This window comes from Streptomyces sp. NPDC003248, from assembly GCF_055563235.1.
The window spans coordinates 188477-213040 of sequence record NZ_JBVHDT010000007.1; the positions used below are offsets into that span (position 1 = coordinate 188477).

Sequence of the window (24564 nt, forward strand, 5' to 3'; positions counted from 1 at the left end):
TCTCTCGGGAGTTCGGGAAACCGGTCGACGGGGGTGCGGGGGTGCGGGGGATCCAACGCTCGTCTAGAGGGCCCGCAGCCCGTCGATGACCTCGCGCAGGATGCGTTCGTCGGGCAGTTGCGCGGGGGGCACCGGGCGGTTCACGGTGACGCAGCCCCGTTCGAGCAGGTCACCGAGGAGCACCCGCACGACGCCCACGGGCAGTTCGCAGCCCGCCGCGAGTTCCGCCACGGACTGGGTCTCCGCACGGCACAGGGCGACGAGGGCGCGGTGTTCCGGGCCGAGCCCGGCGCCGTCGGCCCCCGGGGCGCCCGGGTCCAGGGCGACCAGGGCGATCAGGTCGAACCGGACTCCGGTGGGGCCGGGTCTGGTGCGTCCGCCCGTCACGGCGTACGGGCGGACGAGCGGTCCGGCGTCCGTGTCGTACCACTGGCTGCCCGGCCGGCAGGGGGCGTCGGTCACGTCCTCGGTCATCGCGCGGGTCGCCTCTCGCCTCATCCTGCGGCGGGCGGTCGTGCGGAGCGGCGCGGCGGCGCGTGGAGGTGCTCGCCGACGCGTTTGACCAGCCGTGCCATCTCGTACGCGACCAGACCGATGTCGGCGCTCACGGCGGTGAGGACGGCGAGGCAGGAGCCCTCGCCCGCAGCGGCGACGAACAGGAAGCCGTCGTCCATCTCCACCATGGTCTGCCGGACACCGCCGGCGCCGAAGTGCCGGCCCGCGCCCTTGGCGAGGCTGTGGAAGCCGGAGGCGACGGCGGCGAGGTGCTCGGCGTCCTCCCGGCCCAGGGCGGTGGAGGCGCCGACGGCGAGGCCGTCGGCGGACAGCACCACGGCGTGCCGGACCTCGCTCACGCGGGTCACCAAGTCGTCCAGCAACCAGTCGAGTTCGCCGGACGCCCGGGCCGCTCTCGTGCTCGGGTCCTGGATCATGCGGGGCCTCCTTCGCTGCTGTCGCCGCCCGGTGCGGGATCAGGGGTGGCGCCTCGGCCGGGTTGCCGTCCGCCCCCGCGCGCCCAGCCCTCCCGGTACGCGGCCATCCGGTCCCGTACGAGTTCCGGCGTGCGCCCGTCGTCGCCGCGCGGGCCGGACACCGGGACCGGCTCCGGGGGGCGAGCGTGTCGCAGTGGGGGGGCCAGGTGTGCCTGCCGTATCCGGCGCGGCAGGTCGTCCGACGCGTCGAAGTCGTCCGGTGGTCGGTGCAGGCGCAAGGCGGTGACTCCGGGGGGAGGAGTGTCGGCCGCCGCCGGTTCGGCCGCGGCCCGGACGGGAGCGACCAGCGCCGGCCGGTCGGCCGTGGCGGGTACGGCGTCCTGGTTCCGGCCGTCTGCGGGCACGCGCGCGTACCCGCGTTCGGCCGGCCGTGGTGCCTCCGCCGGCTCGTCGGCGGATCGTTCCGGCGTAGCGCCGTGCAGCAGGGCGGTGGGCAGCAGGACGACCGCCGTGGTGCCGCCGTAGGGCGAGGTGCGCAGGTGGACCTTGACGCCGTGGCGTGCGGCGAGTCTGCTGACCACGAACAGGCCGAGCCGGTCGCTGTCGAACAGGTCGAGCGCCTCGGACTGCGCGATGCGCAGGTTGGCACGGGCGAGGCTCTCCTTGCCCATGCCGAGACCCCGGTCCTCGACCTCGACGGCGTAGCCGTTGCCGACGGGCTCGCCGGTGACCCGCACGCGCGTGTGCGGGGGCGAGAACTGGGCGGCGTTCTCCACCAGTTCGGCCAGCAGGTGGGTGAGGTCGGCCACGGCCGAGCCGATGACGGCGGCCTCCGGGAACTGCCGGACCTCCACGCGCGCGTAGTCCTCCACCTCGGAGACGGCGGCGCGGACCACGTCGATCAGCGGGACGGGCATGCGCCAGGCCCGGCCGGGGGCGGCTCCGGAGAGGATGATCAGGCTCTCCGCGTGGCGCCGCATGCGCGTGGTGAGGTGGTCGAGCCGGAAGAGGTCGCCCAGTTCGTTCGGGTCGTCCGAGCGGCGTTCCATGCTGTCCAAGAGGCTGAGCTGGCGGTGGACGAGGATCTGGCTGCGGCGGGCGAGGTTCACGAACACTCCGGAGATGCCACTGGCGAGCTCGGCGCGTTCCGCGGCGGCCCGCAGGGCGGCGCGGTGCACGGTGCCCAGGGCCTCGGCGACCTGGCCGGTCTCGTCCTCGGCGGACGGCCCGGGCGGTGCCTCGGCCTCGATGTCGATCTCCTCGCCGGCCCGCAGCCTGCGCATGGCCTCGGGCAGTTTGCGGCGGGCGATCCCCAGGGCGCCGTTGCGCAGGCCCACCAAGTCCACGACGAGTCCGCGGCCGATGCGCACGGAGATGACGAGCGAGGTGGCGACGGCCACGAGTCCGAGCAGCAGTGCCGCTCCGGCCGGGGTGAGCAGTCCCCGGGTGAAGGGGTCGGCGCGGTCGGCGGTTCGGTGTGCCGCGGCCGTCTCGACGGTCCGCATGCCGTCCTGCACGCGCGCGTGGGCCGTGCTCCAGGTCGTCTCCGGCGCTGCCGCGAGGGCCTTGGCCCCGGGTCCGTGGGCGAGCACCTTCTCTTCGACGGCGTTCACGGCGGCGTAGGCGTTGCCCGCGGCCAGCTCTCGCCAGGCGATGCGTTCGGACCCGCCGAGGTCTGCCGCGGCCGACTCGGTGAGGACGCGGCGGGAGGCGACCGCGCCGGTGAACAGCCGCAGGCGCGGCCCGTCCAGGCGTCCGGCCAGGCGGGCGCTGCCGAGCACGACGTCCTCCTGCGCCAGGGCCTCGCCCGCGCGGGCGAACTCGAGCAGCACGCGCGCGTCGGAGCCGAGTTCGGCGTCCTGGATGCCGGAGAGCGACCCGCCGACGGCGAAGGCGGCCGCGACCGTCCGCGTGTACCCGTCGTACGTCTGCGCCCAGTCCGCCGTGCCGTCGAGCACCGCGGGCCGCAGCGAGCGCAGCTCCTCGGCTTCGGAGACGAACGCCTCCAGGCGCCGGGCGACCTCGCCGGGCAGGTCCTGGGCGTCGGCGACGGTGCTGTCGTCGTCGAGCCGCAGTGCGGCCACCGCGCGGTCGGTGCGTTCGCCGAGCTCCCGCAGGTCGTCCCGGTGTCCGGCGGCCGGATCGGTGGCATGGCGTACGGCGGCCGCACGTTCGGTCTGCAGCGCGGTCACCGCGGTCGCGACCGGAGATCGGACCTCGGTGTCCACGCGGTGCGCCTGGCGCAGTCGGGAGACGTCCTGTGCGGTGCTGACGGTGGCGTACGCCCACAGGGCCAGCAGGGAGACGACGGGCACCATCAGCAGGCAGACGATCCTGGCACGCACGGTGCGCGGCCGTATCCGCCGGCGGCCCGCGCGCGCGGGTGAGGTGCCGGCCGGCGTGCCCGGCTCTTCGTACGGTCCCTCGTCGGCGGGTGGTCCGGCGTGGGCACGTCGTCCGCGCACGGGGGGCGGCGTTCCGGCGCCGTCCGTGGGGGTCCTCCGGGGTGTGCGCATGGCCTCCTCGTTCGGGAGTGGTTCGGGGGCGTGCCGTCCGGGCCCGTCACAGGGTGCGGGCCGGTCGGCGGCTCGCGGCGTGCTCCGCCGGCTGCTGCGCGGAGGCGGACGCCGCGCGCTCTCCCGTGGTGGGCGACAGCGCGACGAAGGCCGAGGTCAGGAAGAGGTAGGAGCCGAGGCCGACGGCGAGGGGGAAGACGAACTGCATCGCCGTGGCCCCGGGCAGGGCTTCACCGGAGGGTGTGACGCGTACGTCCACCGCGAGCATCCCGGTGTAGTGCATGCTGCTGACCGCCGCGCCCATGACGAGCGAGGCGAGGGTGACCGCGACCGGCGACTCGATGTTGAGCGCCGCCCAGAGGGCCGCGGTCGCCGCGACGACGGCGATCACGACGGAGACCGCGACCAGGACCGGGTCGTAGGTCACGTCGCCGTGCAGCCGGACCGCCGCCATGCCCAGGTAGTGCATGCTCGCCACGCCGAGTCCGGTGGTGAGACCGCCGAGCAGCAACGCGCGCGTGCGGTCGCGGCCGTAGCCGACGGCGAAGACTCCGGCGCAGACGACGAGCATGGCGACGAGGAGGCTGAGCACGGTCAGGGGGACGTCGTAGCGGATGTCGGTGCCGCCGACGCCGAAGCCGAGCATGGCCACGAAGTGCATGGTCCAGATGCCGGTGCCGATCGCGGAGGCCGCCGTGACGAGCCAGTTGCGGCGGGAGCGTCCGCTGGAGCCCAGCGCGCGGACGGTGCAGCGCAGCCCGAGGGCGGCTCCGATGCAGGCCATCGCGTACGACAGCACGGGGGTCAGCCAGCCGAAGGCCGCGTGGTCCAGGTGTCCCATGGCTCCGGGACGCTAGTGGGGGCACAGGGGCACAAAGGGGGCGCATTTCGAAAGGTGCCGCAAAATGACGGGGAATTGCGCCGGACCGATCGGCTCGCGCTCGAACGTGTGCACCGCGACGTCCTCCGTGCCGGTGAGGGATCATGCGGCACATGAGCGACGACCACACACACGTCCAGGAGTTCTTCACCGCGCGCGCGGCGGCCTGGGACAGCCGTTTCCCCGACGACGGTCCCGCCTACGCGGCCGCTGTCGCCGCACTCGGTCTGCGGCCGGGTGATCGCGTGCTCGACGCGGGCTGCGGCACCGGACGCGCCCTGACGCCCCTGCGTGCGGCCGTGGGAGATGCGGGTGAGGTCGTCGGGGTCGATCTGACCCCGGCCATGCTGGAGGCGGCCGTACGGGCGGGACGGGACCGCGACGGGCGGCTGGTGCTCGCCGACGTGGCCGCCCTGCCCCTGGGCTCGGCGGCCTTCGACGCCGTGTTCGCGGCGGGGCTCGTCTCCCACCTGCCCCGCCCGGCGGAGAACCTCCGGGAGCTGGCCCGTGTCGTGCGCCCGGGCGGCACCCTCGCGCTGTTCCATCCGATCGGCAGGGCGGCACTCGCGGCACGCCAGGGCCGGCGGATCACCCCGGACGACCTTCGTGCGGAGCCGCATCTCCGTCCCTTGCTGGCCGGCTCCGGATGGCGCCTGACCTCGTACGTCGACGAGGACACCCGCTTCCTGGCCCTGGCCGTCCGGGAGGTGTGAAGGTCGTGTGCGACCACCGGTCGCAGGGCTCGGGCGCCCGTGGGCTCACCGCCGGGCTCGCCGTGAAAGCGGGCGGAAGCGGCGCGGGGACCCGGCTCACCGCGAGGCCGGACCGTCGACATGCCGTACGGGGCAGCCGCCCGCGCCGGGCACCGGGCGGGTGCCCAGCTCCTGAAGCCGGTAGCCGTCCGGGTAGCTCTTGATCTCCCAGTTCTGCCGTGCGAAGTGCGGTGCCCGGCGCGGTGGCAGCAGCCGGACGGCGCGTCCACGCGCGCGTACCGCCCGGCGGACCAGGGAGCGGACGGCGGGGGCCGGAGGCGGGTAGCGGAAGGCCTTCAGGAGCGGTTCGTCGAGCAGGGCGAGGGTCGCGGTGCGCAGCACGGGGGCGAGCGGCCGCGGGTACCAGGAGGCCATCAGGCCGAGCGTGGCGTCCGAGACGCGCCGAGCGCCCTCGTCCCAGGCGAAGTGGGCCGCCTCGTAGGCGTCGAGGCAGGCTTCGAACTCCTCGTACGTCTCGGGGATGTCCTTGATGCCCATGCGCTCGCCGAGGGTGCGATAGTGCACGGTGGAGGCGATGGTCTCGTGGCGGGAGAGCCTGCGCCAGCCGTAGGAGTCGATCCAGCGCTTGGGCATCACGACGAACGTGCAGAGCACGTACCTCATGTCGTCGTTGCCGATGTCGTAGCTGCGGTGCATCTGGTTGATGCGGCGGACGGCCGTACGGCCCTGTTCGCTGTCGAAGCCGTGCTCCACGACGGCGTCGAGGAGCAGCGAGGTGTCGTCGTAGCGTTTCTGGGTGCGGTCCGTGAGTTCCGCCGTGCGCGCCAGCAGCCGGCCGATGCTCGGCACGGCGTAGGTGCGGTAGAGAGCCAGTTCCAGGGCTCGCGTGAAGTCCCAGGGGAATTCGTACGCCGCGGTGAGCCGGTAGATCTCGGAGGCCTGCTCGTAGGGGTCCATCGTCCGTATGCGTGCGAGCCGCTCGAAGCGCTTCACCGCGCCGTCCCCCTTCTGTCATCGGAATTCCAACTCTACGGTCGTCAGCGGGGGATGAGTGCCCGGCAGGGGGAATCACCCAGGGGGAAGGTGGTGGTCGGCATGGTCGACGAGGTGCGCAGGACGTGGGAGAGAGTTCTCGGCGCGGTGCGCGCACCGGCGCGCACACGTGGGGAGCGGTCCGCCGGCGGGGGCCGGATCCTCGGCGGCGGCAAGGACGCCGACGGGCGGGGATCCAAGGGCGGCAGGCGGCACAACCTCTTCGAGGCGGCCGCGGCGTACGTCTCGGCCTGCGCGGAGGACGACCAGGACGGCATCGAGGAAGCGGCGGGCTGGGTGTCGCCGGAGGCGCTCTCCTTCGGGGTCAACGAGCTGGCCTGCCGTGCGGTCATCGCGCTCGCGCGGGAGCGCGACGAGTCGCCGCGGGCGGTCGCCCGCGCGCTGCTCGGGCTGCCGGCCGCCTGAGCGCCGGGGCGGCGAACCGGGGCTGTTCGGCCTTGTCCGGCCGGAGAACGGCAAGCTCCAGGTGTGTCGGGGAGTCGTGACAACCGCGTTGCCACCCCACTAGGGTGCGCGCCGTTGACGAAACCTGTGGGGAGGCTGAGATGGCCGGGACGGACGAGGACGCCGTCGCCGCCGCGGACGACGCGCTCTACGTGCTCACGGCGGTGCTGCTGACGCCGGCGCAGTTCCCGAGTGTGCTGGGCGACGACTACCCGGAGGCCTGCGCGGTGCTCGGCCTGGCACCGTTCGCCGACGGTTACGGTCTGGTGCTGGGCCAGGACGGCGCGGGCGCGCGGTGGACGGTCGTCATCGACGACGTGTCGCTGGTGGCCGTGGCCGTCGCGTCGTGGGACTGCGGCATGGAGTACGACCTCTCGCCCGACGAGCGCACGGTGGTCGCCGCCCTGCCGGGCTGGCCCCTGGAGGTGGCCGTCGCGGCTCCCGGCGTACCCGCCCCGCACGACCCCGCCCCCGAGGGCGAGGACGGTCCCACGCTGTCCCCACCGGACACGAGTACCTGGGGTCCCGCACAGCGGCGGCTGGGAGCGGACGAGATAGCGCTCCAGTGGACGCTGTGGCGCGAGCAGATCGACGACGCAGCGTTCACGGCTCGCCGGGAGGCCTCCGGGGAGGAGACACCGGGCGCGAGCGCGGGCGGGGGCGGCGGGGCGAGCACGGGCGAGGGCGTGGGGGCAGGTGCGGGCGGGGGCGGTGAAGACGGCAAGGGCGGTCCGAGGGGGCACAGCGGCGTCCGGCGCGTCCTCGCGGAGGCGCGTGCCTATGTGGAGTCACCGCCCCCGCTGGGCCGTGTGCGCTCGTCGTTCGCCCCGGGGGACGCGCGCACGCTGCGGGCCGACGGCCCCGGCTGGTCGCTGGTGGCCCGGACCGACGACATCGCGTTCGTGCTGCTCGACGACGAGCCCGGCGAGGTGCTTCCCGTCGGCCGGGGACCCGAGCTGCCGGGCCTGCTGGAGGCACTCGACAAGATGGCGGTCCGGCCCAGCTGAGCCGCCGCGCGGAGCCGTGCCGCGGCAGCCGTACCGCACTCGCGTGGTGGCTGCCTCATCGCGCCTACGGGACCGAGCGCCGCTGAGGGCGGGGGCCGCGGCCCGGCCCCCGCCCTCTCAGCGACCGAGCTCCTTGCGTGTGACGCGGCGCAGCCTGCGCCGTTGTGAGGGATCCAGCGCCAGGTAGGCCGCCGCCGGAACACCCAGCACGATCAGCAGAACCGCCCACCAGGGCAGCCAGATCAGCAGTAGGAGCCCTACCGCCACACCCCCTGCGGCGATCTTCGCGTTTCTCGACATGTGCGTCGCCTCCTTCGCGGCCACTGCCGCTCTCTGCTCTGAAAACGGGTCCGTGCGGTGCACGGTTCCACCGGCGTCCCTGAGACGTCCCTGACATGCACCCCTTAGACGCCCCTGAGAGGGCCTGCTCCCCCACCATCGGACCACTCGGCCGCGCAGGGCGCGCGTCCGGCCTGGATGTGCCGGCGCCCGGGCCGACGGACGGCCGACGCCCGGTGTTCACCAGCGCGTCGTGCGGCGTTCCGCGGATGGCCCAAGCCTGGCGGCTGTCACCGAACCCGCCCCTCAGGAGGCCCGATGTCCCCGCACGCCCCCGGCCGGCGCCGCGTCCACCGATCCGTCGCGGCGGGCGTACCGCTCGCGGTACTGGCCGCGCTGGCCACGGCCGGACCGGCCGCCGCGCACACACCGCCGGGAGAGGCGTACGTCACCCGGACCGCGACTCTCGGCGACATCCCGCTCGGGGCGTTCAGCAACTCTCTGCTCCCGGGCACGGTGGCCGACGACCGCGGGGTGGACCTCGGCGGCATCGGCAGCGACATCTACCCGGCGGACCGCGCGGGCGAGTTCTGGACGGTCACGGACCGGGGCCCCAACGGTCAGATCAAGGTGGACGGAACCAAGCGCCGTACGTTCCCCGTGCCCGGCTTCGACCCGGCGATCGTCCGGATCCGGGTCACGGGCAGCACGGTGAAGGTCCTGGGGGCTATCCCCCTGACCACGTCGTCCGGGAAGCCCGTCACCGGCCTGTCGAACCAGGCGGGGCGGGACGAGGCGCCCTACTCCTACGACGCGAGCACCCCGCTGTCGTACGACCCGAACGGGCTGGACACCGAGGGCATCGTGCGGGCCTCGGACGGGAGTTTCTGGCTCGTCGACGAGTACGGGCCGTCGCTGGTGCACGTCTCCGCGCGCGGGGAGGTCCTGACGCGCTACGTGCCCGAGGGGCTGGGTCTCGAGGGCGCCGACTACCCGGTCGTGGAGGCGCTGCCCGCGGTCCTGCTGAACCGGAAGATCAACCGCGGCTTCGAAGGGCTGGCACAGCTGCCGGGCGGTGACCTCGTGCTGGCGGTGCAGAGCCCGCTGTCGCTGCCGGACCAGGACGCGGGAGAGGCCTCGCGCACCGTGCGTCTGCTGCGGTTCTCGCCCGGGAAGAAGGCGGTCACCGCCGAGTACGCGTACCGCTTCGATCCGGTGGACGTGGTCGACCCGAGCGAGGACGACACCTCCGAGCTCAAGATCTCGTCCGTGGTCGCGGTGGGTGGCGACCGGCTGCTGGTCGAGGAGCGGACGGACAAGGCGGCGCGCCTGCACCTGGTACGGCTGGACCGCCGGGCGAACATCCTCGGCGGCCGCTGGGACGACGAGGCGACGTCGCCCTCGCTCGAGCAGCTCGACGATCCGGCCGCGTCGGGTGTGCCGGTCCTGTCCAAGCGGCTCGTCGTCGACCTGGGCACGGTCGCCGGGGTGCCCGGGAAGATCGAGGGCGTCGCGCGCGTGGACCGCGACACGCTCGCCCTGATCAACGACAACGACTTCGGGATGACGGACGGCACCGAGGCGTTCGACGCACAGGGCCGGCTGGTCGACAGCGGCGTCGAGACGACGGTGACCTACGTGCGGCTGCCGCGGGGGCTGTGACGTAGGCCGGCCGGTCCACGGCTGCGGGGACGCGTCGTGCGGCGGACACGCGCGTGAGGATCCCCTCCGCTTGCGCGAGAGGGGCCGAACCAGTTGCGGGGCCCCTCACGAGGACACCTTGCGCCCGTGTGTCGCGCGACGGCCCTGCGGCCCCGCTACCGGAATTCATTCGCAGTGCATCGGCCTTCAGACCGGTGGTGAAGCGAATCTGACAGTGGCGACGCGGAGCGGCGCAGACTCAGGTCCGGCGGCGCCGGACACCGCGGTTCGTCGCCTGCGGCGTGGAGCGTCGCGAGTGCCTCTTCCGGCGGAGCCGGGCGGTGCTCACATGGGCTGGTTCTGCTGTTCGATATACTGCCTGACCACGGAGAGCGGGGCACCGCCGACGGTTCCGGTGACATAGGACCCGGACCAGAGCATGTCGGCCCGCCAGTAGTGGCGCACCAGGTCGGGGAACTCCTGACGGAGGCGGCGGGAGGAGACGCCCTTGAGGGAGTTGACCAGCTTGCTCACGGCGACCTTGGGCGGGAAGTGCACCAGCAGGTGGACGTGGTTGCCCTCGCCGTTGAACTCCACCAGGTCGCACTCGAAGTCCGTACAGCCGACCGCATGATCTCCTCCATCCGCCTCAAGTGGGCGTCGGCGAACACCTCGGGCCGGAACTTGGTCACGAAGACCAAGTGAACATGCATCACGAAAACACAGTGGCGACCAGTTCTGATCTCCTGCATCTCACCCATAACCCAAGTATCTAGGGTGACGGTCATGCAGCTCAGGTACAGCTTCCGCCTGTACCCGGACACCGGTCAGCAGAGCGCGTTGGCGAAGGCGTTCGGGTGCGCCCGTGTCGTGTTCAACGACGCGGTCCGCGCCCGTGAAGACGCCCGAAAGGCCGAGCAGCCGTTCCCGACGGCCGGTCAGCTGTCCCGGAAGCTGATCACCGAGGCGAAGCGGACAGCCGAGCGGTCCTGGCTCGGCGAGGTCTCCTCGGTGGTGCTCCAGCAGTCCCTGCGGGACGCCGAGAGCGCGTACCGCAACTTCTTCGCCTCCCTCAAGGGCACGCGCAAGGGACCGAAGGCGGGATCACCACGGTTCAAGTCCCGCAAGGACACCCGGCAGTCGATCCGGTTCACCGCCAACGCCCGCTGGAACATCACCGACAGTGGCCGCCTGAGCCTGCCGAAGATCGGCGCGGTAAAGGTGAAATGGTCCCGAACCCTGCCCACCTCGGTCACCGTCGTCAAGGACGCGGCCGGGCGGTACTTCGCCTCCTTCGTCATCGACACCGACCCCGCCGCCGACGTGACCCGGATGCCGCAGACCGACCGCACGATCGGTATCGACCTCGGCCTTACCCACTTCGCGGTCCTCTCCGACGGCACGAAGATCGACTCCCCGCGCTTTTTGCGGCGCGCGGAGAAGAAGCTGAAGAAGGCCCAGCGGGAGCTGTCCCGCAAGCAGAACGGATCAAAGAACTCGGCCAGGGCCCGCCTCAAGGTCGCCCGCGCCCACGCCACAGTTGCTGACGCTCGCCGCGAGTTCCATCACCAGCTCTCCACGAAGCTGATTTCCGACAACCAAGGGATCGCTGTGGAGGACCTGTCGGTGGCGGGACTGGCCCGCACGAAACTGGCCAAGTCCGTGCACGACGCCGGATGGTCCTCGTTCATCAGCATGCTCGAGTACAAAGCGGAACGGTACGACCGCACCCTGGTCAAGATCGGCCGGTTCGAGCCGACCTCCCAGACCTGCTCCGCCTGCGGTGTCAAGGACGGACCCAAACCCCTGAACATCCGGGAATGGATCTGTACTGCCTGCGGCACCGTCCACGACCGGGACACCAATGCCGCGATCAACGTGAAGACGGCCGCCGGACTGGCGGTATCGGCCTGCGGAGCGCCGGTAAGACCAGGAGCGATCCCGGCACAGCGCGAAGAAACAGGAAGCCACGGATTCCCGACCGAACCCCGTGCCGCGTAGCGGCACAGCAACGATCGAGAAGACCAGAATCCTCAGGCTTCAGCCCGAGAGCAAGTCAAGGCAGCAGTTCGTCCAGGGACGGCAGGAGCGACTCGAGGTCACTGGGCACTTCGCTGGGCAGTGCGGTCGGCAGCTCGGTGGGCAATGCGGTCGGCAACTCGGTCGGCAGTCCGCTGGGCAGCCGGGTGGGCAGGTCGCTGGGGAACCCGCTGGGCAGCTCGGTCGGGAGGCTGAGGGACGGCGCGGGCGAAGAGCTGGTGCCCGCCGGCGGGTCCTCGTCCGGCGAGTCGTCGCCTCCCGAGGCCATCAGCACCACGGCGGCCACGGCAATGGCGGCCGCCAGGAGGGCGAGCACCACGAAAAGGGGTTTTCCGCGCCTCCCGGAGCCGCCGGGCGGGCCCGGCGGCGACGAGGGTGGAGGGGGCGGAGGGGGCGGCCAACCGGCCCCTCCCGTGCCGTGCTCGGGGCCGGAGCCCGAGGGAGGCGGTCCGAAGCCGCCCGGAGGCGGCGTGTCACCCGGCGGTCCGGGCGGCTGGGGCGGTACGGGCGGCATGGCCATGGTGTCCAGCGTCGCCCGCGACCGCCCAGGGCGCGACCCCCTTACGGGACTTGATACACCTTCATGCCCCGGAGCGGACGATTCCGGCGTATCCGATGAAGGGACCGCCGCCACGACGGTACGCGGCCGCCGTCGAAGCAGGGTCCGGCGCCGGGACGCAACAGCGTCCGGCGTTGGGACGCATCAGGTTCCGACGCCGGGACGGAGCAGAGGCCGACGGCACGCGCGCGTGTGCGGCACGGCACCGCGCGGGTGCGAGCCCCCGCGCGCACGAGCCCCGGCGGCGGCATACGCCCGTGTGAGCGCCGGAGACCGCCTCCGAGCCCGCGTGGGTGCGGTCGGAGACGGGCCCGGGCCCCTACACCCGCGCGCGCGTGCGGTCAGCCCCGGGCGCCGAGGAGGTGGTCCATGGCGAGCTGGTCCAGGTGCTCGAAGGCCATGCCACGGGCGGCGGCAGCCTCGACGTCGAACTCCTCGAACGCGGAGCGGTCGGCCAGCAGGGCCTCCAGGCCGTCGGCGGCGGTGGCCTGGGCGAGCTGGTCCAGACGGGCGTCGCGCAGGGCCTGCTGGACCTCGGGGTCGTTGCGGAAGGCGGCCGCGCGCTCCTTCAGGATCAGGTAGTTGCGCATGCAGCCCGCGGCCGACGCCCACACCCCGTCCAGGTCCTCGGTGCGCGGCGGCTTGAAGTCGAAGTGGCGCGGGCCGGTGTAGCCGGCGCTCTCCAGCAGGTCGACCAGCCAGAAGGCGGAGCGCAGGTCGCCGGCGCCGAAGCGCAGGTCCTGGTCGTACTTGATGCCGGACTGGCCGTTGAGGTCGATGTGGAAGAGCTTGCCCGCCCACAGCGCCTGGGCGATGCCGTGCGGGAAGTTCAGGCCCGCCATCTGCTCGTGGCCGACCTCGGGGTTGACGCCGTAGAGCTCCGGGCGCTCCAGGCGCTCGATGAACGCGAGGGCGTGGCCGACGGTGGGCAGCAGGATGTCGCCGCGCGGCTCGTTCGGCTTGGGCTCGATGGCGAAGCGCAGGTCGTAGCCCTGGGAGGTGACGTACTCGCCGAGGAGGTCGAAGGCCTCCTTCATGCGGTCGAGGGCGACGCGCACGTCCTTGGCGGCACCGGACTCCGCACCCTCACGGCCACCCCAGGCGACGTAGGTCTTGGCGCCGAGCTCGGCGGCGAGGTCGATGTTGCGGATCGTCTTGCGCAGGGCGTAGCGGCGCACGTCGCGGTCGTTGGCGGTGAACGCGCCGTCCTTGAAGACGGGGTGGGTGAAGAGGTTGGTGGTGGCCATCGGCACGGTCATGCCGGTGGTGTCCAGCGCCTGGCGGAAGCGCTTGATGTGCTCCTCGCGCTCGCTGTCGGACGAGCCGAAGGGGATCAGGTCGTCGTCGTGGAAGGTCACGCCGTAGGCGCCCAGCTCGGCCAGGCGCTGCACCGTCTCGACCGGGTCCAGGGCGCGCCGCGTGGCGTCGCCGAACGGGTCCCGTCCCTGCCAGCCGACGGTCCACAGACCGAACGTGAACCTGTCGTCGGGGGTGGGCTGGTAGCTCATGCCACGGCTCCTTGCTTGAAGACTGTCTTGCCGACTATTTCGTCATGGCCGTTTACAAATTAGTATGCGGACGCATCTCTGGGAAGACAGATCCCGCAGAGCCGCGGAAAAACTTGAGGAGAGCCCGATGTCAGCAGCCGAGGGTCCGCTCGTCGTCGGCGTGGACACATCCACCCAGTCCACCAAGGCGCTGGTCGTCGACGCGGCCACCGGGCAGGTCGTCGCGAGCGGTCAGGCGCCGCACACGGTGTCCTCCGGCGCCGGCCGGGAGAGCGACCCGCGCCAGTGGTGGGACGCGCTGTGCGAGGCGCTGCGCCAGTGCGGTGACGCGGCGCACGAGGCCGCCGCGGTGTCGATCGGCGGACAGCAGCACGGTCTGGTGACGCTGGACGGGCGGGGCGAGCCGGTGCGTCCGGCGCTGCTGTGGAACGACGTGCGTTCGGCCCCGCAGGCCCGTCGGCTGACCGAGGAGCTGGGCGGCGCGACGTTCTGGGCGGAGCGCACCGGGTCGGTCCCCGCCGCCTCGTTCACGGTGACGAAGTGGGCCTGGCTCGCCGAGAACGAGCCGGAGGCCCTGCGCGCCACGAAGGCCGTCCGCCTCCCCCACGACTACCTCACCGAGCGTCTCACGGGTGAGGGCACGACCGACCGCGGTGACGCCTCCGGCACCGGCTGGTGGGCGTCCGGGACCGAGGCGTACGACGAGGAGATCCTCGCCCACGTGGGCCTCGACCCGGCGCTGCTGCCGCGCGTGGTGCGCCCCGGTGAGGTGGCGGGCACGGTGCGCGACAGCCACGGCCTGCCGTTCTCCAAGGGCACCCTGGTGGCCCCGGGCACCGGTGACAACGCCGCGGCCGCGCTGGGCCTCGGCCTGCGCCCCGGGACACCGGTGCTGAGCCTCGGGACCTCGGGCACGGTGTACGCGGTGGCGAAGCGGCGCCCCGCCGACCCGACCGGCACCGTGGCCGGCTTCGCCGACGCCCACGGCGACTGGCTCCCCCTGGCCTGCACGCTGAACTGCACGCTCGCCGTCGACCGTGTCGCGGCCCTGCTGGGCCTGGACCGGGAGGCCGTGGAGCCCGCCGCGGAACTCACACTCCTCCCCTACCTGGACGGCGAGCGCACCCCGAACCTGCCGAACGCCTCCGGCCTCCTGCACGGCCTGCGTCACGACACCACCGCCGGGCAGCTCCTCCAGGCCGCCTACGACGGCGCGGTCCACTCCCTGCTCGGCGCGCTCGACCTCGTCCTCGACGAGGACGCGGACCGCTCCGCCCCCCTGCTGCTGATCGGCGGCGGCGCCCGCGGCACGGCCTGGCAGCAGACCGTACGGCGGCTGTCGGGACGGCCGGTGCAGATCCCCGAGGCCAAGGAGCTCGTCGCGCTGGGTGCGGCGGCGCAGGCGGCCGGACTGCTGACCGGCGAGGACCCGGCGTCCGTCGCCCGGCGCTGGAACACGACGCGGGGCCCGGTGCTGGACGCCGTGGAGCGGGACGAGGCGACGCTGGCCAGGATCGCCGGGGTACTCTCCGACGCGGCCCCGCTGCTGGAGCGGGCCACGGACACCCACTGAGAGTCGACCGACGGCATGACCGCACCGCTGCACGAGGGGCGCCCGGCCGGGCCGGGGCGTGCGCTGCCCGACACCCAGCAGGGCATGCGCCGCCGCAACCTGGCCCGGGTGATGCACGCCGTCAGCGCCGAGGGGCCGCTCTCGCGGGCGGCGGTCGCCTCGCGCATCGGTCTGACCCGGGCGGCGGTGTCGACCCTCGTCGACGAACTCATACGCTCCGGTCTGCTGGAGGAGCTGGGCCCCGAGCGGCCCGGCCGGGTGGGCCGGCCGGGGTCGGCGCTCGCCGTCAGCGGTCGCGGCCCGGCGGGGATAGGCGCCGAGGTCGGCGTCGACCACCTCGCGGTCTGCGCCGTGGACCTGCGCGGTGACGTGCGGGTGCGCGCCGAACGGCAGGGCACGAACCGGGGCCGCCCGCCGGGGCCGGTCGTCGAGGAGCTGGCCCGGCTGGTGCGTGAGGTCGCCGCGGAGGCGGAGGCCGAGGGGCTGTGGCCGGCCGGCCTCGCCGTCGCCGTTCCCGGTCTGGTGGCGCGCGACGCCCGCACCGTCGTCCGCGCCCCCAACCTGGGCTGGCAGGACGTCGACCTCGGCGCGCTGCTGCCCGGGGAGTTCCCGCTTGCCGTGGACAACGAGGCCAACTTCGGCGGGCTGGCCGAACTCTGGCTGGGGTCCGGTACCCCACGCGACTTCCTGCACGTGTCGGCCGAGATCGGCATCGGCGCGGCACTCGTCGTGGACGGCAGTCTGCTGCGCGGCACCCGCGGCTTCGCCGGCGAGCTCGGCCACGTCCCGGTCCGGCCCGACGGGCCCCGATGCGTGTGCGGCGGACGCGGCTGCCTGGAGCAGTACGCCGGTGAGGAGGCGGTCCTGCGCGCGGCCGGCCTCGCGCCGGGCGAGGGCCGGGTCGGCCTGCTGGCCGGCCGCGCGGCCGACGGCGACGAGGACGTACGACGGGCCCTGCGCGAGGCGGGAACGGCCCTCGGTATCGCCCTGACCGGGGCGCTCAATCTCCTGGACCCCGAGAGCGTCGTGCTCGGCGGTGCTCTGTCCGGCCTCGCGCCCTGGCTGCTGCCGTCCCTGGAGGCCGAACTCGCGCGCCGCACGGCGGGCCCGCCCTGTCCGGTGTCCGTGTCGCGACTGGGCCCCGAAGGTCCGCTGCTCGGGGCGGCGCACTCCGTGGTGCGGACCGTGCTGGACGATCCGGCGGCGGTGGCGGGGCGAGCCTGAGCCCTGCGGTTTCCCGGCGCCCCGGCCGGTGAACGGGCGTGGCGTCAGCGGTTCCCGCGGCTCGGACGGCCACCGCGGTGTGCGCCGGCGGGGCGGCGCGGAGACTCCGCGACCGCGGCGGCCGCAGGCACCCGCGCGGCCACAGTGACCGGAACTCCCCGTTCGAGTGAGCGAGTTGTCCACAGTTCCGGACTCGTCCACGGAACCCGGCGGTGGCCCCCCGCATCCCGGCCGGCCGCCGTAACGTGATCACGCGGGCGCAGCCCGGCCTCCCCCCTCACACCAGCCCCCTCCGCGCAACCGTCCACGCCCGCGGCCTCGTCCCCGCCTCCGACAGCCGTGTCCCCTGAAGGGAGCCGTGCAGCATGACCGACTTCAGCGTCACGACCGCCTCACGGAGCATGACCACGCGGTCCGAACCGGCCGCGACCGTCCCGGCGTTCGGCGGCTTGCCGCAGCCGGCCCCGACTCGTGGCCATGCCGCGCGCCGGAAGCGTCGCCGGGCACCGATCACATCCGTGCCACCTTCCATAGCCCGTACGTGAACAGAGGTACGCAACCCCGACGGCCGAGTTCTCGTTGGCACACCATGTGCGACACCACCGACCCATGCGTGGCCGGGCTCCGCGTGCACTGGCCGGCTAAGCGTCAGACGGACCACGGAGCACAGCGCGGCGGCGGGACACGGCGGCTCCGCTGACGGAGTCCGCGGCACCCCCTCGCGGCTGAGGCCCCGTGACCGGCCGGCATCGCCCCCCCGACCGCCCCCCCCTATCCCCTGTTCCCCTGCTCCCCCACTGCACCGCTGCCCCACTGCCCCGCTCCCCAGAAAGGCATCACCCCGTGGAACGAGCAAGCCTCCTGCCCGGCAGGCGACGGATCCTGAAGGGCGCCGTCCTCGCGGCCGTCCCCTACGCCCTGCTGCCGGACGCCCGGGCCGACGCCCAGGACGCGGCCGTCGACTACGCCTCGGCCCAGTGGCAGCCCGCGACCCCTTCCAACTACACCGCGTCGGACCGCCCCGCCGCCCACACCGTCGACCGCGTCGTGATCCACGTCACACAGACCACCTACGCCAAGACCCTCGCGGTCTTCCAGAACCCGAAGAAGAGGGTGTCCGCGCACTACGTCGTCCGTTCCGCCGACGGCAAGGTGGCGCAGTGCGTGCGTGAGACCGACATCGCCTGGCACGCGGGCAACTGGGAGTTCAACACGCGCAGCATCGGCATCGAGCACGAGGGCTGGGTGGACGAGCCGTCCTACTTCACCGACGCGTTGTACGAGCGGTCCGCCCGGCTGACGTCGTCCGTCTGCGACCGCTACGGCATCCCGAAGGACCGCACCCACATCATCGGCCACCACGAAGTGCCCGGGACGGACCACACGGATCCGGGTCGCCACTGGGACTGGGGACGTTACCTCAGACTCGTCGCCTCCGTCCGGCCGTAGCGACGCGGCGGGCGGACGCGTCGTCCCGCCTTCGGCGCGACCCCGGTCCGAACGGTTGTCGGCGAGCGCACCCGGAGTGACGATGTCCCCAGTCGCATCGCCTTCCGGGAGGCCGAGTTGACCGATCCCTGGGTGGCCCTGGAGCCGGGGGCCGACCCTGCCGAGCGCGTAAGGGTTCTGCGGCGGGCGCACGAGACGTTCACCGCCGCCGGCACGGTGGCGCGGCCGGTGCGGGCCGTGGTGGCCGACTCGTGGCGGCGCTCGGCGCGGGCGGGCGTCGGGCCCGACGGCACCGCGAGTGTCGAGCTGACGGACGGCGATCTGGGCGTCTACCGGGCCGAGCACCCACTGGCGCGGGTGATGCCGCTGTTCCGGGAACTCCTGGGTCCGTTCGCCGCCGACGGGGAGCATCTCGTCGCGGTGTGCGACGCGTACGGCAGGCTCCTGTGGGTGGAGGGTCATCCGGCGACGCGGCGGAGGGCGGGGCGGATGAACTTCGTGCCCGGTGCGCGGTGGGCGGAGAGCGCGGTCGGGACGAACGCGCCGGGCACGGCGGTCGCCGTGGACCGGCCGGTGCAGGTGTTCGCTGCCGAGCACTTCATCCGGCGGGTGCAGCCGTGGACGTGCGCGGCGGCCCCCGTGCACGATCCGCGGACCGGGCGGGTGCTGGGTGCGGTGGACATCACCGGCGGGGACCGGCTCGCCCACCCGCACAGTCTGGGCTTCGTCCAGGCGGTGGCCCGGGCGGCCGAGTCCCATCTCGCGCTGCTGGCCCCCGAGCCGGCGGACACCGCTCCGCCCGTGCTGGCCGTGCTGGGGCGGGACGAGGCAGGTCTGACCATGGGCGGCCGTCGGCTCCGGTTCAGCCGGCGGCACAGCGAGATCCTGGTTCTGCTGGCCCGGCACCCGGAGGGCCTGACCGGCGACGAGTTGTCGTGCGCGCTGTACGAGAACGAGTCGGTGACGCCGGTGACGCTGCGCGCCGAACTCGCCCGGCTGCGCGGGGTGCTGGGGCCGGGACTGCTGGCCTCGCGTCCCTACCGGCTCACCGTTCCCGTCGAGTCGGACGTCTCCGCCGTCGAACGCCGGCTGGCGTCGGGCGCGGTCACGGCGGCGGCGTCGGCGTACGCCGGGCCCCTGCTGCCGGCGTCGCGGGCACCGGCGGTGGTGCGGCTCAGGCACCGTACGGCCGACGCCGTGCGTGCCGCGCTGATCGCGCGCGCCGACCCGGACCTGCTGGCGGACTGGGCGCACGCGCCGTGGGGCGAGGACGACGTCGACGTGTGGCGGGCACTGGCGGCGACCCGTCCGACGGCGGCGGTCCGGGCCCGCCTGGCGGCTCTGGAGTCGGAGCTGGCACTACCACCGGGACGTCCGGGCCGACGGCCCGGCATCCACCCCCCGCGCTGACCGCACAGTTGCCTGCCGACGTCAGTTCGCCCCGCCCCGCCCGACAGCTCACCGATCTCCGTGATCACAGGGCCCCGCGTCCACGCGGGCACCGGCATCCGCCACCGGTGGCCGCCCAACGCTGGGCGAGTGTGTCGGGATTGATCGGCGTGACGTGGGTGACGGCGGTGCGGGCACGGGCGAGGAACGACTTCTCCCCGTCGTCGACGCCGTAGTCGATGGTGATGACCGGTACACCGGCACTCCGCGGATCTGATATCCGGGCCCCCGTGAACTGCTGCCCCGGTCCAGCCGTCGACGCAACGTCCTCGCAACGTCCGCTTCCCTAGCCTCCGGCGGAGAGCTGTCCAAGGGCGGGCAGCACTGCTCAGGGAGGCAGGCACCATGACCCGTTACGCGGCGCCCGGTACCGAGGGCGCGATCGTCTCCTACCAGGACCGCTACGACCACTTCATCGGCGGCGAGTACGTGCCGCCGGTCCGGGGCCGGTACTTCGAGAACCCGTCCCCGGTGAACGGGCTGGCGTTCACGGAGGTGGCCCGCGGTTCGGCCGAGGACGTGGAGCGGGCGCTGGACGCGGCGCACGCGGCCGCGCCGGGCTGGGGCAGGACGTCGACCACCGAGCGCTCCGACATCCTGCTCAAGATCGCCGACCGCATGGAGGCACATCTGGAGCCCCTGGCCGTCGCGGAGAGCTGGGAGAACGGCAAGCCGGTCCGTGAGACGCTGGCGGCGGACATCCCCTTGGCCATCGACCACTTCCGGTACTTCGCCGGCGCGGTCCGCGCGCAGGAGGGGACGCTCAGCGAGGTCGACGCCGACACGGTGGCGTACCACTTCCACGAGCCGCTCGGTGTCGTCGCGCAGATCATCCCGTGGAACTTCCCGATCCTGATGGCCGCGTGGAAGCTCGCGCCGGCCCTCGCGGCGGGCAACGCGGTCGTCATCAAGCCCGCCGAGCAGACGCCGGTGTCGTTGCACTACTGGATGAGCCTGATCGCGGACCTGTTGCCGCCCGGGGTGGTGAACATCGTCAACGGCTTCGGCGAGGAAGCGGGCAAGCCGCTCGCGTCCAGTCCGCGGGTGGCGAAGGTGGCGTTCACCGGCGAGACCTCCACGGGCCGGCTGATCATGCGGTACGCCGCGGAGAACCTGAAGCCGGTCACGCTGGAACTGGGCGGCAAGTCGCCGAACATCTTCTTCGACGACGTGTGGGACAAGGACGACGACCTGCGCGACAAGGCGCTCGAAGGCTTCACGATGTTCGCGCTGAACCAGGGCGAGGTGTGCACCTGCCCGTCCCGAGGTCTGATCCAGCGCGGCAACTACCCCGACTTCCTGGCCGCGGCCGTCGCCCGCACCGAGCTGATCAAGCCCGGACACCCCCTCGACACCGACACGATGATCGGCGCCCAGGCCTCCGACGACCAGCTCAAGAAGATCCTCTCCTACATCGACATCGGCCGGCAGGAGGGCGCCAGGATCCTCACCGGCGGGGAACGGGCCGAGTACGACGGAGAGTTGAAGGGCGGGTACTACGTCCAGCCGACCGTCTTCGAGGGCGACAACCGCATGCGGATCTTCCAGGAGGAGATCTTCGGACCGGTCGTCTCGGTGGCCTCCTTCGACGACTTCGACGACGCCATCAAGATCGCCAACGACACGTCGTACGGCCTCGGGGCCGGTGTCTGGACGCGGGACATCAACACGGCGTACCGCGCGGGCCGGGCGATCCAGGCCGGCCGCGTCTGGACCAACTGTTACCACGCCTACCCGGCCCACGCGGCGTTCGGCGGGTACAAGCAGTCCGGGATCGGGCGGGAGACGCACAAGATGATGCTGGAGCACTACCAGCAGACGAAGAATCTGCTGGTGTCGTACTCGCCGAAGAAGCTGGGCTTCTTCTAGGAGCTGAGAATGGGCGCCTGACCTGGGCATTCGCCCGTCAGGCGCCCTTCAGGGCACACAACTGAGAGGTGAGCCGAAATACGACTCTGCTCCCGGTTTATCCCGCTGGTGTCCCACCTCTGACCAACTGCCGCTCCGTCCTGCTCGGCGCGCGCACTCCGCACGGTCGACCCCGGACGCAAGCCAGAACGACATGCCTGCGTGGCGCAGGTCGTACGGCCGCTTCGCCAACTCAAGGGCATACTCGTCGAGGCATGAAAAGTGCCGCTGTCAGTCCAGTCCTGGCCGGCCGTGACGACACCGCCTTCGAGATTCAGAAGCCCCCAAGAGCTCGGCGCGGCGCAACTCGCTGAGCAGGGCGGCGTGCAGGCGGGGCCATACACCGGCCTCGGTCCGGTCCCGCAGCCGGCGCCAGGCCGTCACCCCGGAGCAGCCCACCGTCTCCGAGGGGACATCGCGCCAGGCGACACCGGTGCGCAGCACGTACAGGACGCCGGCGAGCGCCGTCCGGTCGGGAACACGCAGTCGCCCCGGATAGCGGCGGGGACGCGGCGGAGCTGACGGCGGCGTACGGGCGGGTGGAACGGTGGCTCGGGCTCGACGGTCTACGGAGCGACGGGTCCTGGGCGTTCATCTGGAGGCGCGGCTTCATCGGTGAGGCGTCCTTCCGGCTTGCCAAGGAGACCCAGTCGCAGCGGCGGGCACTGGTGGAGCGGCTGTTGGCGGATCTGCCCCACGCTCAGGAATGCGACCTGGCCGCCCCCGAACAGTGGGAGGCTGCGCTGATCGACGTGCTGCTGTCCCAGCCTGCCGCCCGTCTGCTGCGCAAGCTGGAACTGCGCCTGACCGACTACCACCACTCCGCGGAACGCGCCGCGGTCGCGCTGTCGCGTCGGCCGTGGCCCCGGCTGGAGAGCCCGTACTTCGGCCACGGCTTCGCCACGCTCTTCGCCTTCCATGAGACGTCGACAGGAAACCGGGTCAAACCCGAGAAGTACCTGCATGACCCAGTGGTGTCCAAGGAAGTGGGGCAGGCGCTGTGGAGGTCGCTGCCCGCACTGCGCACGCTGGAACTCGAAGGCGCCTTCCTGTTCGACGATGTGCGACACGACGCGTTGACGCATCTGCGGACCCGGGGTGCCGTCCTCTCGGACGGCTCCTTGTTCTCGTTCGCCACACCGGCGCTGGTCTCGCTGGAAGCGGAGATCGATTGCGACGTCCATGGTGTCGTGCCGACCAACGCCATCCTCGATGGCCTCGAAGCCTCCTGGTATCCCCGGCTGAGAAGCCTTGATCTGAGCCGGGCGTCCTTCGCCCCTGACGCGGCCGGCGACTTCGTCGTCCTCGCGGAGCATCCGATACTTCCTCAGCTCGAACACCTCGACATGAGGGAGTTGGTGATCGCGGACACGGACGAAGACAGGGAGCCGTTGGCCGTCCTGGCCGAACTGGCCCCACGGTACGCCCACCTCGAACTGCGGACTCGGTCGCCGAACTGTCCGGGGAGGAGACCGCGCAGCGTACGTCGAACTCCATGTCGGTGGCCTGGGCTATCTGCTCGCGTCCGCCGAACTCGCCGATATGGGCGGTGCCCACGTTGAGGACCAGGCCGACCGAGGGCGGGGCGGTACCGGTGAGGTGGGTGATGCGGCGATGCCGCGAGGGTCCCGATCTTCCCGAGCGGTCGGGACCTTCGTGCTGCCGGGCGCCGTGCGTGCATGCGCGGAGAGTTGGATTGGCGGGGCTGCCGGACCGGTGGGCCCCACCACGATGTGCCGGTCCGGCAGCCGGGAGCGCAGGTACCGGACGGCGCCGGCGCTCTCCCTGGGGATGCGGTGCAGGAGGCGACGGAGGCCGTGCCCGCCGTCGATCTGCTGCTCGACCGCTCCCGCCCCCCCTGGCCGAGGCCGTCGAATCCGGCAAGGTTGCCCTCGTGGGCCTCTCGTACCGGCTGGCCGAAGGCGAGGCCCACGTCGTCACCGCTCGTGGGATCGATGTACCGGCGCACCCGTCCTGACGCCGCTCGACCGTCCCGGCGGCGACATCACCTTCCGGACGAGCGCCCACCCGGGGAGCCTGGCTCTCGTCCCGAGCGGGACCGGCGCGGTGAGAAAATGCGCGGGTGACGGCAACGAACGATGACATCGAGAAGGCGGCGGGTGTGCTGCGCGCCGGAGGGCTGGTGGCCCTGCCTACCGAGACCGTCTACGGTCTGGGCGCCAACGCGGAGGATCCCGCGGCGGTCCGCCGGATCTTCGCGGCGAAGGGCCGTCCGCCCTCCCACCCCCTCATCGTTCACATCGCCGGAGCGGAGCAACTCGGCGACTGGGTGGAAGAGGTACCGGAGACGGCACGTGTGCTGGCCAAGGCATTCTGGCCGGGCCCGCTCACGCTGGTGCTGCGGCGCGGGAGGCGAGTGCCCCTGGAGGCGACCGGCGGACTGGAGACGGTGGCCGTGCGTGTGCCCGACCACCCCGTCGCTTTCGCACTGCTGTCCGCGTTCGGCGGCGGCATCACGGCTCCGTCCGCGAACCGGTTCGGCTCGGTCAGCCCCACCACCGCCGCCCACGTCCAAGCAGAGCTCGGGGATACCGTGGACTTCGTCCTGGACGGCGGTCCCTGCCAGGTCGGCGTCGAATCGACCATCGTCGACGTCACCGCAGACGTCCCAAGCATCCTGCGGCCCGGCGGGGTGACCGCCGAGGACCTCGAAGCGGTCCTGGGCTACCCGCCCGCCACGCCTTCGGCCAGCCCCGTCCGGGTCCCGGGCCAGCATCCGTCCCACTACGCGCCGCGGGCACGGGTCGTCCTCGTCGAGCCTGAGAAGGTCGTCGCCGAAGCGGAACGCGCGCAGGAGCAGGGACACCAGGTGGGAGTGTTCCTGCCGGCCGCCTTCGCCGACGCCCCGGTGAAGGCGCACGCCGTGGCGACGGTCCCCGCCTCCATGTCCGCCTACGCCCACGAGCTGTACGGGTTCCTGCGCGCCTTCGACCAGCAAGGCTGCGACGTGATCATCGCGTCCCTGCCCGTCGAGGAGGGGCTCGGCGTCGCGGTCGCCAACCGGCTCCGCCGCGCTGCAGGCCCCCGCCCCTCGGACATGGACCTCACCGCCCCCGGAGCCTGATCGGCTCGAGGGCGCTCGGCGGCACACCGAGTCCGGTGCCGCTCGGGCACGCGGACGGTGAGCATGCGGCGCTTCCGCCGGGTATGCCGCCCCCAGGGGAGACTGATACAGGCGCACCTGATCGCGGGCGGTGTTGATGCTGAGCCGGGGAAAGAGGGTGCTGGCTGTGGCTGACCGGAGCGGTGATGGCCGGCGGATGCTGGAAGGGCTGCCGGCCGCCAGCCACCTGATGCCTCTGGAACTGCTGCCTGTCCGCGTGGCCGAGCACGCCGGAGCAGCCGGCCTGACCGAGGTGCTGATCTAC

General features: G+C 72.7%; 20 protein-coding genes and 2 pseudogenes. 12 read left to right on the plus strand and 10 right to left on the minus strand.

Annotated elements, in window-relative coordinates; all coding sequences use genetic code 11:
• Nucleotides 1–63 precede the first annotated feature (63 nt).
• The 4 genes from ACZ3KJ_RS18850 to ACZ3KJ_RS18865 are packed head-to-tail and all read right to left on the minus strand — an operon-like array spanning nt 64 to nt 4289.
• On the minus strand, nt 64–474 hold the full coding sequence (locus ACZ3KJ_RS18850; RefSeq protein WP_467528259.1) for a DUF742 domain-containing protein: 411 nt from the start codon (nt 472–474) through the stop codon (nt 64–66).
• 20 nt (nt 475–494) lie between these two features.
• On the minus strand, nt 495–932 hold the full coding sequence (locus tag ACZ3KJ_RS18855) for a roadblock/LC7 domain-containing protein (RefSeq protein WP_467528261.1): 438 nt from the start codon (nt 930–932) through the stop codon (nt 495–497).
• Nucleotides 929–3448, minus strand: coding sequence for a sensor histidine kinase (locus ACZ3KJ_RS18860; RefSeq protein WP_467528262.1), 2520 nt, complete (start codon nt 3446–3448; stop codon nt 929–931). The genes ACZ3KJ_RS18855 and ACZ3KJ_RS18860 overlap by 4 nt, the downstream gene beginning before the upstream one ends.
• Before the next feature lie 46 nt (nt 3449–3494).
• On the minus strand, nt 3495–4289 hold the full coding sequence (locus tag ACZ3KJ_RS18865; protein WP_467528264.1) for an MHYT domain-containing protein: 795 nt from the start codon (nt 4287–4289) through the stop codon (nt 3495–3497).
• A gap of 152 nt (nt 4290–4441) precedes the next feature.
• On the opposite strand from ACZ3KJ_RS18865, the gene ACZ3KJ_RS18870 reads away from it, so the two are divergent.
• Nucleotides 4442–5041: a class I SAM-dependent methyltransferase gene (locus ACZ3KJ_RS18870; RefSeq protein ID WP_467528265.1), complete on the plus strand. Its 600-nt coding sequence runs from the start codon at nt 4442–4444 to the stop codon at nt 5039–5041.
• 96 nt (nt 5042–5137) lie between these two features.
• Here the strand turns inward: ACZ3KJ_RS18870 and ACZ3KJ_RS18875 are convergent, their stop codons facing one another.
• Nucleotides 5138–6034 carry an oxygenase MpaB family protein gene (locus ACZ3KJ_RS18875; RefSeq protein ID WP_467528266.1) on the minus strand — a complete coding sequence of 299 codons (897 nt, stop codon included), beginning with the start codon at nt 6032–6034 and terminating at the stop codon, nt 5138–5140.
• 102 nt (nt 6035–6136) lie between these two features.
• On the opposite strand from ACZ3KJ_RS18875, the gene ACZ3KJ_RS18880 reads away from it, so the two are divergent.
• Complete coding sequence (locus ACZ3KJ_RS18880; protein WP_467528268.1) at nt 6137–6499, plus strand: hypothetical protein; 363 nt, start codon at nt 6137–6139, stop codon at nt 6497–6499.
• Nucleotides 6500–6639: 140 nt separating this feature from the next.
• Nucleotides 6640–7545, plus strand: a complete 906-nt coding sequence (locus ACZ3KJ_RS18885; RefSeq protein WP_467528270.1) for a hypothetical protein — start codon at nt 6640–6642, stop codon at nt 7543–7545.
• Nucleotides 7546–7662: 117 nt separating this feature from the next.
• Here the strand turns inward: ACZ3KJ_RS18885 and ACZ3KJ_RS18890 are convergent, their stop codons facing one another.
• Nucleotides 7663–7845, minus strand: a complete 183-nt coding sequence (locus ACZ3KJ_RS18890) for a hypothetical protein (RefSeq protein ID WP_467528608.1) — start codon at nt 7843–7845, stop codon at nt 7663–7665.
• A 297-nt stretch (nt 7846–8142) separates the two neighbouring features.
• Here ACZ3KJ_RS18890 and ACZ3KJ_RS18895 point away from each other — a divergent pair, with 297 nt between their 5' ends.
• Nucleotides 8143–9486 carry an esterase-like activity of phytase family protein gene (locus ACZ3KJ_RS18895; protein WP_467528272.1) on the plus strand — a complete coding sequence of 448 codons (1344 nt, stop codon included), beginning with the start codon at nt 8143–8145 and terminating at the stop codon, nt 9484–9486.
• A 324-nt stretch (nt 9487–9810) separates the two neighbouring features.
• Here the strand turns inward: ACZ3KJ_RS18895 and tnpA are convergent.
• Nucleotides 9811–10226: pseudogene (gene tnpA, locus ACZ3KJ_RS18900) on the minus strand (IS200/IS605 family transposase).
• Nucleotides 10227–10251: 25 nt separating this feature from the next.
• Here tnpA and ACZ3KJ_RS18905 point away from each other — a divergent pair.
• A complete protein-coding gene (locus tag ACZ3KJ_RS18905) occupies nt 10252–11466 on the plus strand; it encodes an RNA-guided endonuclease InsQ/TnpB family protein (RefSeq protein ID WP_467528273.1) in 1215 nt (404 codons plus the stop codon).
• A gap of 55 nt (nt 11467–11521) precedes the next feature.
• On the opposite strand, the gene ACZ3KJ_RS18910 is transcribed toward ACZ3KJ_RS18905, so the two are convergent.
• Both ACZ3KJ_RS18910 and xylA read right to left on the minus strand, forming a co-directional pair.
• The gene (locus tag ACZ3KJ_RS18910) at nt 11522–11824 is read right to left on the minus strand and encodes a hypothetical protein (RefSeq protein ID WP_467528275.1); all 303 of its coding nucleotides are present in this window, start codon (nt 11822–11824) and stop codon (nt 11522–11524) included.
• Nucleotides 11825–12405: 581 nt separating this feature from the next.
• Complete coding sequence (gene xylA, locus ACZ3KJ_RS18915) at nt 12406–13572, minus strand: xylose isomerase (RefSeq protein ID WP_401698019.1); 1167 nt, start codon at nt 13570–13572, stop codon at nt 12406–12408.
• Between the two features lie 127 nt (nt 13573–13699).
• On the opposite strand from xylA, the gene xylB reads away from it, so the two are divergent.
• The 5 genes from xylB (at nt 13700) to exaC (ending at nt 21136) form a co-directional block, all read left to right on the plus strand.
• Nucleotides 13700–15145, plus strand: coding sequence for a xylulokinase (gene xylB / locus ACZ3KJ_RS18920; RefSeq protein WP_467528277.1), 1446 nt, complete (start codon nt 13700–13702; stop codon nt 15143–15145).
• Nucleotides 15146–15160: 15 nt separating this feature from the next.
• Complete coding sequence (locus ACZ3KJ_RS18925; protein WP_467528279.1) at nt 15161–16369, plus strand: ROK family protein; 1209 nt, start codon at nt 15161–15163, stop codon at nt 16367–16369.
• An 843-nt stretch (nt 16370–17212) separates the two neighbouring features.
• The gene (locus tag ACZ3KJ_RS18930; protein WP_467528281.1) at nt 17213–17818 is read left to right on the plus strand and encodes an N-acetylmuramoyl-L-alanine amidase; all 606 of its coding nucleotides are present in this window, start codon (nt 17213–17215) and stop codon (nt 17816–17818) included.
• A 117-nt stretch (nt 17819–17935) separates the two neighbouring features.
• Nucleotides 17936–19228, plus strand: a complete 1293-nt coding sequence (locus tag ACZ3KJ_RS18935) for a GAF domain-containing protein (RefSeq protein ID WP_467528283.1) — start codon at nt 17936–17938, stop codon at nt 19226–19228.
• Nucleotides 19229–19612: 384 nt separating this feature from the next.
• Complete coding sequence (gene exaC, locus ACZ3KJ_RS18940; protein WP_467528284.1) at nt 19613–21136, plus strand: acetaldehyde dehydrogenase ExaC; 1524 nt, start codon at nt 19613–19615, stop codon at nt 21134–21136.
• A gap of 333 nt (nt 21137–21469) precedes the next feature.
• Here the strand turns inward: exaC and ACZ3KJ_RS18945 are convergent.
• Nucleotides 21470–21691, minus strand: a pseudogene (locus tag ACZ3KJ_RS18945) (transposase); the annotation flags it as partial.
• 23 nt (nt 21692–21714) lie between these two features.
• Here ACZ3KJ_RS18945 and ACZ3KJ_RS18950 point away from each other — a divergent pair.
• Both ACZ3KJ_RS18950 and ACZ3KJ_RS18955 read left to right on the plus strand, forming a co-directional pair.
• Nucleotides 21715–22737, plus strand: coding sequence for a hypothetical protein (locus ACZ3KJ_RS18950; RefSeq protein WP_467528285.1), 1023 nt, complete (start codon nt 21715–21717; stop codon nt 22735–22737).
• 521 nt (nt 22738–23258) lie between these two features.
• On the plus strand, nt 23259–24260 hold the full coding sequence (locus ACZ3KJ_RS18955; RefSeq protein WP_467528286.1) for an L-threonylcarbamoyladenylate synthase: 1002 nt from the start codon (nt 23259–23261) through the stop codon (nt 24258–24260).
• Nucleotides 24261–24564 lie beyond the last annotated feature (304 nt).